This window comes from Pseudomonas sp. R1-7 (assembly GCF_051132105.1).
Classification (GTDB): domain Bacteria; phylum Pseudomonadota; class Gammaproteobacteria; order Pseudomonadales; family Pseudomonadaceae; genus Aquipseudomonas.
This window is the reverse complement of record NZ_CP071661.1, coordinates 3840359-3852370: the sequence shown is the minus strand read 5'-3', so window position 1 is coordinate 3852370 and position 12012 is coordinate 3840359. Positions and strand designations below refer to the sequence as shown.

Here is a 12012-nt window from a genome sequence, read left to right as displayed (position 1 = left end):
TTGGCCGTTTTGGTTTAGGAATTGCAATCCCTGTTCGGGACGCATGCGCAACAAGTTGTATACAACTCTATGGACATTTGTCCTGGATTTTGAATACAGTGTGCGCATAACAAAAAACAGGGAACCCCCGAACCATGAAAACGCCCCATGTTTCACTCCCACGGCCCGAGGACGAAAACCTCGGCGTCGGCGCGAATATGGCTTACGGCCTGCAACATGTGTTGACCATGTACGGAGGCATCGTCGCGGTGCCCTTGATCATCGGCCAGGCGGCCGGGTTGTCCGCGGCCGACATCGGTCTGCTGATCGCGGCTTCGTTGTTCGCAGGAGGACTGGCGACTTTGTTGCAAACCCTCGGCCTGCCGTTTTTTGGTTGCCAACTGCCACTGGTCCAGGGCGTTTCGTTTTCCGGTGTCGCGACCATGGTTGCGATTGTCGGCACCGGTGGGGAAGGAGGGTTCCAGGCCATCCTCGGCGCGGTGATCGCCGCTTCCTTGATCGGCCTGCTGATTACCCCGGTGTTTTCCCGCATCACGCGTTTTTTCCCACCCTTGGTTACCGGCATCGTCATCACCACCATCGGCCTGACATTGATGCCCGTGGCGGCGCGCTGGGCAATGGGTGGGAACAGCCATGCACCGGATTTCGGCAGCATGGCCAACATTGGCCTGGCCGCCGTGACCCTGGTGCTGGTGCTGGTGCTGAGCAAGATGGGCAGCGCGACGATTTCCCGCCTTTCGATCCTGCTGGCGATGGTCATCGGTACGGTCATCGCGGTGTTTCTTGGCATGGCGGATTTTTCATCGGTGGGTGAAGGCCCGATGTTCGGCTTCCCGACACCGTTTCACTTTGGCATGCCGACCTTTCATATCGCCGCAATCCTGTCGATGTGCATTGTGATCATGGTGACGCTGGTGGAAACCTCGGCCGATATCCTGGCGGTGGGGGAGATCATCGACACCAAGGTCGACTCCCGACGCCTGGGCAACGGCTTGCGGGCCGACATGCTGTCGAGCATGATCGCGCCGATCTTCGGGTCGTTCACCCAGAGCGCCTTTGCCCAGAACGTTGGACTGGTGGCCGTGACCGGGATCAAGAGTCGTTTCGTGGTGGCAACGGGCGGGGTGTTCCTCGTGGTGCTCGGGCTGTTGCCGTTCATGGGACGCGTGATCGCCGCCGTGCCGACTTCAGTGCTCGGCGGCGCCGGTATCGTGCTGTTCGGTACCGTCGCCGCCAGCGGTATCCGCACGCTGTCGAAGGTCGATTACCGCAACAACGTCAACCTGATCATCGTCGCGACCTCCATCGGCTTCGGCATGATCCCGATCGCCGCGCCGAATTTCTACGACCATTTCCCGAGCTGGTTCGCGACGATCTTCCATTCCGGTATCAGTTCATCGGCCATCATGGCTATCGTGCTGAACCTGGCCTTCAACCACTTCACCGCCGGCAACTCCGATCAACAATCGGTATTCGCCGCCGGCACCGAACGGGTGCTGCGTTATCAGGATCTGGCGGCGCTGCGCGAGGGGGATTATTTCAGCGACGGCAAGTTGCACGACTGCGATGGCAATGAAATTCCCGTGGTGGCCGCGCCTGACCATCCGACCGCGGAACATGGCCCGGTGCGATTGAAAAGCAGCGAGCACGTCTAGACCCTGCAACGGGCATTTTGACCCAATGAAAAAGCAGCCTGTGATCATCGATCACAGGCTGCTTTTTTGTTTCGCGCAAGGGCGCCGTTTACCAGCGGCCGTAGTGCCCACGTGGTGGACCGTAGTAATAGCCCCTCGGTGGGCCGTAATACACCGGGGCCGGGCGATAGTAGATCGGTTGCTCGATGTACACCGGCTGCGGCTGGTAATAGACCGGCGGAGGCTGCTGCACGTAGACCGGCTGTGGCTGCACGTAGACCGGTTGCTGGACGTACACCGGCCGGTCACGGTTGATGAGCGCGGAGCCGACAATGGCAGAGCCGACGATGGCGCCGAACACTGCGGGCCCCTCCCAACCACCGCGACCATGGGCGGATGCCTGGCCGGTGACCGCGAGTGCCCCCACGAGCAGGGCGATGATGGGGAGTTTGCGTTTCATGGCGTTTCCTCGTTCCGGCCCGGCGCCTATGGCCTGTAGCAGACCCGAGTAGGGGCGCGGGGATACTTGCTCTGACAGTGATTTTCCCAGGATTTACGACGCCGTTGGGTAAATATTGTGTAAGGTCTGTGGCGGATTTTTTTTACAGAATGCCGAGTCGGCTCGCTGCGCCCGGTGTCTGATCATCGAATGAACTGGTCGGGACAGCACGCCCGTCCATCCGAAACTGGTTCGAAGGAGACCAACATGCAGATGAACCCCAACAAAGACACCCAGCTATGCATGTCGCTATCGGGACGCCCGGGTAATTTCGGCCTGCGTTTCCACAATCACTTGTATGAGCAGTTGGGGCTGAATTTCTATTACAAGGCGTTCACCAGCCAGGATCTACCCGGCGCCGTCGGCGGTATCCGCGCCCTGGGCATCCGTGGGTGCGGTGTGTCGATGCCATTCAAGGAGGCCTGCATTGCCTTGGTCGATGAACTGGATCCTTCCGCCGCGGCTATCCAGTCGATCAACACCATCGTCAACACCAACGGTCATTTGAAAGCGTACAACACCGACTACATCGCCATCGCGCAACTGTTGCAGCACCATGCCGTGCCCAAGGAATCCACGTTTGCCCTGCGCGGCAGCGGTGGCATGGCCAAGGCAGTCGCCAGCGCCTTGCGGGACGGCGGCTACAAAAATGGCTTGATCGTGGCTCGCAACGAAACCACCGGCCGGGCCCTCGCCGATTCGTTGGGTTACGAATGGCAAGCCGAACTGGGTGATCGGCGCCCACAAATGCTGATCAACGTCACGCCAATCGGCATGACCGGCGGTGCGGAAGCGGACCAGCTGGCATTCGAGCCCGCCGCCATCGCTGCGGCCGAGACCGTATTCGATGTCGTGGCGATTCCTTCGGAAACACCATTGATCGTGCGCGCCCGGGCGCAAGGCAAGCGGGTGATCACAGGGCTGGAGGTCATTGCGATCCAAGCCCTGGAGCAGTTTGTCCTTTACACCGGTGTGCGCCCCGACCTGGAACAGTTCGACAAAGCCGTAACATTTGCCCGGGCCGGGTAAGCGCCGTTATTCCAGCCGTGCCAGCCGCTCTTCCAGCGCCGCGATTCGCGCTTCGAGTTCTTCGATACGTTCCAGCGATACGCCGCCCGCGGCGCTGCGTTCGGCCGGCTGGTGACGCGCGGCGAGGATCGCCTCGATGTCCGCCGGGTCGCCCATGGCGTGCACATAACGGTCTTCGCGTTGGCCGGCCTGGCGTGGCACCAACAGCGCCAAGCCACGAGCGATCAGGCGCTCCAGCTGGTGCACCACCTGTTCGGTGTCCTCGAAATCATGCATGCGACCGCTGCGGGTCAACAGTTCGTTGACGGTTTGCGGCCCGCGCAAGAACAGCAACCCCATCAGGATCACTTGGGCTGGCACCAATTCCAGTGCCTTATCGACACGGTGCTCCCAGCGGTCGGCGCGGCTGCCCATTACCAATCGGGTAAAACCCCGTCCCTCCAGCGCCCGCAGGCTTTGGCCGACTTGTCCCGGATTGAGGTTCATCACGGGTTCGCGACTGGTTTTCTGGTTGCAGGCCAGTACCAGTGCGTTCAGGGTGAGAGGGTAGGTCTCGGGATTGGTGGCCTGCTTTTCGATCAGGGCGCCGAGAATGCGGATTTCCGTGCTGTTGAGCCGCGGTTCTTCGGCCGGGCCTTGTTCTTCGATGCTCATCGCGCGTTCCCTATGCTGTGGAAGGCGCCTAGCGTAATCCTTGCGCAATAAAAGACAAGGTGCGCAACAAGCCGTGGCTATAATCGCCCACGTTTGATTCACCTCCTTCTACCATTCCATGAGATCGCCATGACTATTTCCCTGTACGCCGCCTCCGTCCCGGTTTTCAAGCAGATGCTCAACGCCCTGAGCGATGTCTTGAACAAGGCCGAAGCCCACGCCACCTCGAAAAACATCGATCCGAATGCGCTCTTGCAAGCGCGCCTGTTCCCGGACATGTTCCCGTTGGTACGCCAGGTGCAGATTGCCGTGGACTTCGCCAAGGGCGTGTCCGCGCGCCTGGCCGAGATTGAAGTGCCGAAGTATGACGACAGCGAGACCACCTTCGCTGAGCTGCAAGCACTGATCGCCAAGGTGCTGGCTTTCATTGACGGCATCAGTGCCGAGCAGATCGACGGCAAGGAAGGCATCGAGATCGTGACCCGCCCGGGCACGCCGAAGGAAAAACGCTTCACGGGCCAGAACTACCTGCTGACCTACGGCTTGCCGCAGTTTTTCTTCCACGTGACCACTGCGTATGCCTTGCTGCGTCATAACGGTGTGGAAGTGGGCAAGCGCGATTACATGGGCGCGTTCTAAACCCGCAAGCATGAAAAAGCCCGGAACGGTGTGGCCGTTCCGGGCTTTTTTGTGGCTGTTCGATGACGGCCCTAAAGTCGGCGCATTGCTTAGGCTGTACGCCGCGCCCGCTCTTCTTCGCCCAGGCAAGCCGCTGCCGTGAACAAGACATCGGTGGACGAATTCAACGCGGTTTCAGCCGAATCCTGCAGTACCCCGATGATGAAGCCCACCGCGACCACTTGCATGGCGATTTCGCTGGGAATGCCAAACAGGCTGCACGCCAGCGGAATCAGCAGCAGCGACCCGCCCGCGACCCCGGAAGCACCGCAGGCGCAGACGGCGGCAACGACACTCAGCAGCACGGCCGTGGGAACATCCACCACGATGCCCAGGGTGTGGACGGCGGCCAGCGTCAGGACCGTGATGGTGATAGCCGCGCCGGCCATGTTGATGGTTGCGCCCAACGGGATCGAAACCGAGTAAGTATCCTCATGCAGGCCGAGGCGCTTGCTCAATTCCAGGTTCACCGGGATGTTCGCCGCGGAGCTACGGGTGAAGAATGCGGTGATGCCACTTTCACGCAGGCAGGTAAACACCAGCGGGTACGGGTTGCGACGCAGCTTCCAGAACACGATGAGCGGGTTGATCACCAGTGCCACGAACAGCATGCAGCCGACCAATACGATCAACAGATGCAGATAGCCGAGCAGGGCACTGAAGCCGGAAGTGGCGAGAGTCGAAGCCACCAGTCCGAAAATCCCCAGCGGGGCGAAGCGGATCACCAGGCGCACGATCACGGTCACGCCGTTGGACAAGTCTTCAAGGACGGTGCGCGTGGTTTGGCCGGCGTGGCGAATGGCGATGCCCATGCCGATGGCCCAGGCCAGGATGCCGATGAAGTTACCGGTCATCAACGCACGGACGGGGTTGTCGACGACGCTCAGGGCCAGGCTTTGCAGCACTTCGCTGATGCCACCTGGCGCGGTGATCGCGACGTCCTGCGCGCTCAGCACCAGGCTGGAGGGAAACAGCGTGCTGGCAATGACCGCGACCACGGCGGCCGCGAAGGTACCCAGCAGATAAAGGAACAGGATCGGCCGGATGTGGGTTTCCTGGCCATGCTTATGGTTGGCGATCGACGCCATGACCAGCACGAACACCAGGATCGGTGCTACCGCCTTCAGCGCGGATACGAAAACCTTGCCGATGAACTCAGTGGATTTCGCCAGGTCCGGCGCCAGCCATGCCAGGACGATACCGGCGATCAGGCCAATAACGATCTGCGTGACCAGGCCAGTGCGTTTGAGGCGGTGCAATAGAGAAGGGGAGACAGCTGTCATAACGGTATCTCTGATTTTTTTATGTGTAACGGTCAACCGAACGGGGCAACGAGCCGGCAGGCCACTTGGACGGGACCGAAAGAAGGTAGAGCGTTTTTGCAGGTCGCGGACTTTATCACAGCCCGACGAAAAATCTGACGGACCTGTGACGATCCGTCACCGCATGTTTGAGCGCGTTTTTCTGACGGGCACATTCTGGTAGGCTTTGTCCTACTCACCTTTTCAATCCCTCCAGCGAGCCTTTGGCTATCGCTGGTGTCGTCGTTTTTCGGAGTTCCGCATGCTGTTGCCCATTTTCCTGCTGTCCGCCGCCGGTTTCACGGTGCTGACCACGGAATTCATCATCGTTGGCCTGCTGCCTTCCATCGCTCGCGACTTGCACGTCACCGTCCCCCAGGCCGGGCTGCTGGTGACTTTGTTTGCGTTTACCGTCGCGGCGTTCGGGCCGTTCCTGACCGCTTGGTTCGCTCGGGTTGAGCGGCGAAAATTGTTTATCAGCGTGCTCGTGATGTTCGGTTTGGCCAACGCCCTGGCAGCGTTGGCGCCCAATATCTGGGTAATGGCCGTTGCCCGGCTGATTCCCGCGCTGGGCCTGCCGGTGTTCTGGGCGTTGGCCAGTGAAACAGCGGTGGACATCGTCGGGCCGCAGTTCGCCGGACGGGCGATCGCCCGGATAGGCTTCGGCATCGTCTGCGCCACGGTGTTCGGCATCCCGGTGGGTACGCTGATCAGCGATGCATTCGGCTGGCGAAGCGCTTTTGCAATCCTGGCAGTCATTTCGTTCGCAAAGGCACTGTTGTTGTTTATCTACCTGCCAAAGACCGACCTGCACCAGCATCAGGTGAGCTTGCGCTCGCAATTCAAAATCTTGCACAGCCCGTTGATGCAGGGTCATGTGCTGCTGTCGATCCTGGTGTTCAGCGGTATGTTCACCGCTTACACCTACCTCGCGGATATCCTTGAACGCCTGGCCGGTTTCGACGGCACGCTTGTAGGCTGGTGTCTGATGGGCTTTGGCGCCGTGGGCCTGCTGGGCAACTCCCTGGGTGGTCGAGCGGTAGACCGGCATCCGTTGATCGCCTCGATGGTGTTCTGCCTGTTTATGATCGGCGGCATGGTCGCACTGGTGCCAAGCATCCATTCGACCCTGGGGCTGGCTGCCGCGTTGGGCATATGGGGCGTGACCCAGGCCGCGCTGTTTTTGGTCAGCCATGTGCGGCTGATGAAGGCCGCGCCAGAGGCACCGGCGTTTGCCGCGTCGCTGAATATCGCGGGTGCGAACCTGGGAATCGGCCTCGGGGCGATGGTAGGTGGGCGGGTCATCGATACCCTCGGGCTGGGCAAGGTCGGTTTTGCCGCGGCCGGGTTCATTCTGGTGTCGATCCTGCTGGCGCTATTGCTGATGACCTTCAAGCCACGTGCCGCCTGCGCGCAGCGCTAAACGCTGAACAGTTCGCGGCGCGCCCCTTCGGCGATCGCGACGATGCCCGGATGGCTGACCTTGCGCTCCACTGAAATAGCGTAGAACGACTCGCTCACGGCATCGGTCTGGCCGATCACCTGCACGCCGTATTGCTGCTGGACCTCTTCGGCGATCACGCTGGGACCGATGAAAATCCCGCTGCCTGATTGCCCAAACGCCTGCATCAGCGCGCTGTCATCGAACTCACCGACGATGCGCGGCTGGATCTGTTGCTCGGCGAACCAGCGTTGCAGTCGGCTGCGCACGACCGTCTCCGGCCCGGGAATCAGCAGCGGGGCGTCGTGCAGGCCCTGGGGGAAATCCTGTCCATGACGGTCGGCCAGTGCCGGGGTGGCAAAAAAGCTGATCCCGCATTCCCCCAATTTCTGGCTGTAGCCCTTGATGTCCAGATGGCTTGGCATCGGGCTGTCGGATATCACCAGGTCCAGGCGCTGGATGGCCAGGTCCGCCAACAGCCGTTCGAGCTTGTCTTCTCGACAGGTGATGCGCAGCGGCTCGCTCAATTCCATGGTCGGTGCCAGCAAACGATAGACGATGGACTTGGGTACGACGTCCGCCACCCCAACCCGGAACAGCGTTTGCTGCTCGTTGGGTTGGGCCCGCAGCATCAGCTCCAACTCACCGCCCAGTTGGAACATGTGCTCGGCGTAAGGCAACGTCTGACGGCCGGCCTCCGTCAGCTCCAACTGGCGTCCGACGCGGCGGAACAGCTTGATGTTGTAGGTCTGTTCGAACAGTGAAATCTGTCCGCTGATGGTTTGCGGGGTCAGGTTCAGTTGCTCGCAGGCCCGCACGATGCTGCCGGTTTTCGCCACCACCCAGAAATAATGCAGCTGTCGATAATTGAGCATGGCGCGCACCACTTCGTAAAAATCGAAGTATAGCCGCTGAAAATACGAATTTTCCTGAAGTATTTACGTCTCTAGAATCCCGGGCCATCGGTGAGCCATCTTTTGGGCTCCGTCTATTCTCTGAGAGGCATTGCGCATGAAGTACAGAAACGTGGGGCTTGCTGCCTTGCTCGCTTTTTCCACGACGGCCCTGGTTGGCTGCGAACAAGCGGAAAAAAGCGCTCAGCAACTGGCCGAGCAGTTGAAGGAGCAAGCGGTCGAAACGGCCAAGCAAGCCATCGACGATACGCATAAGGCGGCCGAACAAGCGCTCAGCGAGGCCACCGGTGGACTGATCAGTCCCAAGAAAGAGCCTGAGAAAGACATAGAAGAATCCCAATCCCCCACCAAGACCATTTAACTCCGTCATATCGAGTCAGGACTGACCCATGGATTATCTGTTACAGCTCGCCGCCAGCCCCACCGCCTGGATTGCCTTGGCAACCCTGGTCGTCATGGAAATCGTGCTTGGCATCGATAACCTGATCTTTATTTCGATCTTGACCAACAAGTTGCCCGAGCAACACCGTGCCAAGGCGCGGCGGATCGGTATCGGCATGGCGTTGATCCTGCGCCTGGGCCTGCTGAGCACCATTGCCTTCATCGTGCAGTTGACGGAGCCTGTCATCGAAATCCTCGGCCAGGCGTTTTCCTGGAAGGACATGATCCTGATCGCCGGCGGCCTGTTCCTATTGTGGAAGGCCACCACCGAGATCCATCACAGCATGGATCCGGCGCCCGATGACCCGAAATCGGCCACTTCTGGCGTGACCCTGGGATTTGCCGCTGCGATCGGCCAGATCCTCATGCTTGACCTGGTGTTTTCCATCGACAGCATCATCACGGCGGTGGGCATGACCGAGCACTTACCGATCATGATTATTGCCGTAGTGGTTTCGGTACTGGTGATGCTGCTGGCCGCCGAGCCGCTGGCGAAATTCATCAACGACAACCCCACTGTCGTCATGTTGGCCCTGGGCTTCCTGATCATGATCGGCATGACGCTGATCGCCGAAGGCTTCGGTGCCCATGTGCCGAAGGGCTATATCTACGCGGCCATGGCCTTCTCGGCGGCTATTGAAGTGCTGAACATGCTGTCCCGTCGCGCCAAGCAGAAGGCCCTGGTCGACGAAGCCTGATCCAAGGCACACAAAAGCCGCCCGGGTTGAACCCCGGGCGGCTTTTTCATGGCATTGGAAATCTAGTGCGCGGTGGCGTGGCGCCTGGAAGATTTCGGGGTGTGCTGCGCTTCCGGCCTTGGGGCGGGATGGTGACGGCGGGCGATTCGCAGCACGCCCCACAACATGGCCGCCGCTACGCTCAGCCAGCCGAATACCAGCATCAGAATAGTCGTCATCAGGCTCATCTGTGCCTCCTTCTGCCCGGAACCGGGCTATGCACTCACTACAATGGACAGTCTAGTCGCTCAAGTGTTACGGGCAGTCGATCCCTGGCGTTCGCAACGGATCGGTTGGTTCTATCGCGGTGTCGAAACTGTCGCTTATGGCTATACCCAGGCCGGCGCGCGACTTATGATCGTCGGCCCAAGCCCGGCCCTGACGCCGGGGCTGTCTGAATAAGAGAGTCATCATGTCGTCGGTAATTTCATCTTTTCGATCACTGGTAGTGGCGATGGCGTGTCTCGCCGCCCTGGCGGGTTGTGCGGGAAGCGTGTCGCCACAGATCAAGCGTCTGCCTGAACGGGTCGAACTCAACAGCGTGCCGTTCTTCCGTGGCGAAATGTTCCAGGGGGCGCCGCAATCCCTTGCGGCCTTGTTGACGCTGCAAGGCACCGTGATTACCCCAGGGCTGTTGGAAAAACCGTTGCACCTGCCCGGCGGCGAGGGCCGTTTGCAGCAGAATCTGCAAACCCTGGCGCGTGAATACGGGCTGGTGGTGTATCCCCTCGACGGTGAGCTTGGTGCATTGCTCGAACAGGTGGCTGCCGGTTACCCGGTGTTGCTGCGCTATACCGAGGGCTCGGCGTTCTGGGCTGAGCCGCGCTACGCGATCCTTGCCGGTTATAACCGACAGAAGCGCACGGTGCTGCTGCGCTCAGGCATGAATCGCCGCTCTTTGATGAGTTTCAGTGCGTTCGAGTCGGCTTTCAAAGGCGCTGGCGGTTGGGCGGTATTGATCCAGCAGCCTGGGCAACTGCCGGCCAATGTCGATTCACAGCGCTGGTTGAAAGCCGCCGATGAGTTGGCCGGGGCAGGGCAGGAACAGGCGGCAGCGCGTGCCACCAAGGCGTTGGGCGCCGCCCGCTGAGTGCCGGCCCCGTTCGTCACCTGCCGGGCACGACTCGGCATGCCTCGGGTTCTTACCGTCAGGGCCTGGAATCTCCGGGCCATGATTCGAGGAGGCAGCTATGGCACAGTCGAAAACACCTTCGGGACCGCATTCTTCCGAACATTCATCCGGCGACGATGACCTGGGATTCGATCCCGACTCCCCGGACCTCGACGACCCTCAAGTCGACCCGATAGGGCCGGCCAAGGCGCCCCGGGACGAGAAGGACCAGGATCCGCCTTCTTCCAGGCCTTATGACCCGCTGGGTGATTTGAAGCCCTGAATGCAAATAGCCCCGACGAGTCGGGGCTATTCATTTGCTGGCCTGTCCCGTCCTATTTGGACGCTTCCACCACACCGCTCTGGCGACTCTTGAGGTTCTTCGCGGCTTTGTATTGCAGGGCCACGGCCGGGACGCTGGCGCTCTTGCCTGTCTCGACCCAGCTACGGATGCGGCTTGCATCGGCGAAATGGGTGTATTTGCCAAACGCGTCGAGAATGACCAGCGCCATCGGGCGATTGCCCATCTTGGTCACCAATACCAGGCAATGGCCTGCCTGGTTGGTGAAACCGGTCTTGGTCAACTGAATATCCCAGTTGGCCTTGTGAACCAGATGATCAGTGTTGCGAAAGCCCAGGCTGTAGACCGGTTTGCGGAACGTTACGGTCTTTTCCTTGGTGGTGCTCAGCTCACTTAGCAAAGGGTATTTGCGAGCGGCGATCAGCAGTTTCGTCAGGTCCCGGGCGGTCGATACGTTGTGGATGGACAGGCCGGTGGGTTCGACATAATGGGTGCTGGTCATGCCCAGGGCCTTGGCCTTGGCGTTCATCGCCGCAATGAATGCCGCATAGCCACCGGGGTAATGATGAGCAAGGCTAGCCGCGGCGCGGTTTTCCGAGGACATCAGTGCGATCAGTAGCGTATCCCGGCGCGACAGTTCGCTGTTGAGTTTGACCCGGGAGAACACGCCTTTCATTTCTGGCGTGTTGGCGATGGTCATGGAGATGTATTCATCCAGGTTCTGCTTGGCATCCAGCACGATCAGGCCAGTCATCAACTTGGTCACCGACGCAATCGGCACCACGACATCGGGATTGCTCGAATACACCACTTTGTCGCTCTGCAGGTCCAACAGGATGGCGCTGCCGGAAGCGACTTGCAGTTTCGAAGTGTCCCGTGGAGCCGCAATGGTTTCCTGCGCGCTGACGTTTTGCGTGATGAAAGGACCTGTGAAAGCAAAAAACAGGCTGATGATCGAAAGACGGATTTTCACGCGAGTAGACTCGATAGAGTTAAGAATGCCCGTTGAGCAGTGGCTTGTTGAAAAACCGCCGCATTTTATGAGTATGGGTGAAGACGGCGCTATATGCCGGTGCCACTGGGACGCTTGAATAAATAAAGTTTAATGGAAGGCTGATTCTGGCGAATTGAATCTGAAAAAAATGTAGTTCGAGCGCCATGAGTCTGATCAAAGCGCCAGCCCCTGAAACACCCGTGGGAGCGAGCTTGTTCGCGATAGGGGCGTGTCAGCCAACGGGTATGTTGGCTGGTGTCCGCTATCGCGAGCAGGCT

The 12012-nt window shown here is 59.9% G+C and carries 15 protein-coding genes; 9 read left to right on the top strand and 6 right to left on the bottom strand.

What is annotated here, in order from left to right:
* Positions 1–134 precede the first annotated feature (134 nt).
* Positions 135–1655: a nucleobase:cation symporter-2 family protein gene (locus J3P79_RS17190; RefSeq protein ID WP_039589120.1), complete on the top strand. Its 1521-nt coding sequence runs from the start codon at positions 135–137 to the stop codon at positions 1653–1655.
* Positions 1656–1743: 88 nt separating this feature from the next.
* On the opposite strand, the gene J3P79_RS17185 is transcribed toward J3P79_RS17190, so the two are convergent.
* The gene (locus tag J3P79_RS17185; protein WP_039589121.1) at positions 1744–2094 is read right to left on the bottom strand and encodes a hypothetical protein; all 351 of its coding nucleotides are present in this window, start codon (positions 2092–2094) and stop codon (positions 1744–1746) included.
* 246 nt (positions 2095–2340) lie between these two features.
* On the opposite strand from J3P79_RS17185, the gene J3P79_RS17180 reads away from it, so the two are divergent.
* Positions 2341–3162, top strand: coding sequence for a shikimate 5-dehydrogenase (locus tag J3P79_RS17180; RefSeq protein WP_434604485.1), 822 nt, complete (start codon positions 2341–2343; stop codon positions 3160–3162).
* 6 nt (positions 3163–3168) lie between these two features.
* Here J3P79_RS17180 and J3P79_RS17175 read toward each other — a convergent pair whose 3' ends face one another.
* The gene (locus J3P79_RS17175; RefSeq protein ID WP_434604482.1) at positions 3169–3816 is read right to left on the bottom strand and encodes a YceH family protein; all 648 of its coding nucleotides are present in this window, start codon (positions 3814–3816) and stop codon (positions 3169–3171) included.
* A 129-nt stretch (positions 3817–3945) separates the two neighbouring features.
* On the opposite strand from J3P79_RS17175, the gene J3P79_RS17170 reads away from it, so the two are divergent.
* Positions 3946–4455 (top strand): DUF1993 domain-containing protein, encoded by a 510-nt coding sequence (locus tag J3P79_RS17170; protein WP_434604480.1) that lies wholly within the window; start codon positions 3946–3948, stop codon positions 4453–4455.
* 89 nt (positions 4456–4544) lie between these two features.
* Here the strand turns inward: J3P79_RS17170 and sstT are convergent, their stop codons facing one another.
* Complete coding sequence (sstT, locus tag J3P79_RS17165) at positions 4545–5777, bottom strand: serine/threonine transporter SstT (protein WP_434604478.1); 1233 nt, start codon at positions 5775–5777, stop codon at positions 4545–4547.
* 280 nt (positions 5778–6057) lie between these two features.
* Between sstT and J3P79_RS17160 the strand changes: the two genes are divergently transcribed.
* Positions 6058–7218 (top strand): MFS transporter, encoded by a 1161-nt coding sequence (locus tag J3P79_RS17160; RefSeq protein WP_434604475.1) that lies wholly within the window; start codon positions 6058–6060, stop codon positions 7216–7218.
* Here J3P79_RS17160 and nhaR read toward each other — a convergent pair.
* Positions 7215–8111 (bottom strand): transcriptional activator NhaR, encoded by an 897-nt coding sequence (gene nhaR, locus J3P79_RS17155; protein WP_434604472.1) that lies wholly within the window; start codon positions 8109–8111, stop codon positions 7215–7217. The two genes, J3P79_RS17160 and nhaR, sit on opposite strands and share 4 nt — an antisense overlap.
* A 136-nt stretch (positions 8112–8247) precedes the next feature.
* On the opposite strand from nhaR, the gene J3P79_RS17150 reads away from it, so the two are divergent.
* Both J3P79_RS17150 and J3P79_RS17145 read left to right on the top strand, forming a co-directional pair.
* Positions 8248–8511 carry a hypothetical protein gene (locus J3P79_RS17150; protein ID WP_434604469.1) on the top strand — a complete coding sequence of 88 codons (264 nt, stop codon included), beginning with the start codon at positions 8248–8250 and terminating at the stop codon, positions 8509–8511.
* A 28-nt stretch (positions 8512–8539) separates the two neighbouring features.
* On the top strand, positions 8540–9289 hold the full coding sequence (locus J3P79_RS17145) for a TerC family protein (protein WP_039589128.1): 750 nt from the start codon (positions 8540–8542) through the stop codon (positions 9287–9289).
* A gap of 62 nt (positions 9290–9351) precedes the next feature.
* On the opposite strand, the gene J3P79_RS17140 is transcribed toward J3P79_RS17145, so the two are convergent.
* The gene (locus J3P79_RS17140; RefSeq protein ID WP_434611632.1) at positions 9352–9507 is read right to left on the bottom strand and encodes a hypothetical protein; all 156 of its coding nucleotides are present in this window, start codon (positions 9505–9507) and stop codon (positions 9352–9354) included.
* Between the two features lie 52 nt (positions 9508–9559).
* Between J3P79_RS17140 and J3P79_RS17135 the strand changes: the two genes are divergently transcribed.
* The 3 genes from J3P79_RS17135 to J3P79_RS17125 all read left to right on the top strand — a co-directional run bounded on the left by J3P79_RS17135 (position 9560) and on the right by J3P79_RS17125 (position 10722).
* Positions 9560–9730 (top strand): hypothetical protein, encoded by a 171-nt coding sequence (locus J3P79_RS17135; protein WP_434604465.1) that lies wholly within the window; start codon positions 9560–9562, stop codon positions 9728–9730.
* Positions 9731–9740: 10 nt separating this feature from the next.
* Complete coding sequence (locus tag J3P79_RS17130; RefSeq protein WP_434604462.1) at positions 9741–10418, top strand: peptidase C39 family protein; 678 nt, start codon at positions 9741–9743, stop codon at positions 10416–10418.
* A 100-nt stretch (positions 10419–10518) separates the two neighbouring features.
* Positions 10519–10722 carry a DUF6021 family protein gene (locus tag J3P79_RS17125; RefSeq protein ID WP_039589130.1) on the top strand — a complete coding sequence of 68 codons (204 nt, stop codon included), beginning with the start codon at positions 10519–10521 and terminating at the stop codon, positions 10720–10722.
* Between the two features lie 52 nt (positions 10723–10774).
* Here the strand turns inward: J3P79_RS17125 and pbpG are convergent, their stop codons facing one another.
* On the bottom strand, positions 10775–11713 hold the full coding sequence (gene pbpG, locus J3P79_RS17120; RefSeq protein WP_434604460.1) for a D-alanyl-D-alanine endopeptidase: 939 nt from the start codon (positions 11711–11713) through the stop codon (positions 10775–10777).
* Between the last annotated feature and the right edge of the window lie 299 nt (positions 11714–12012).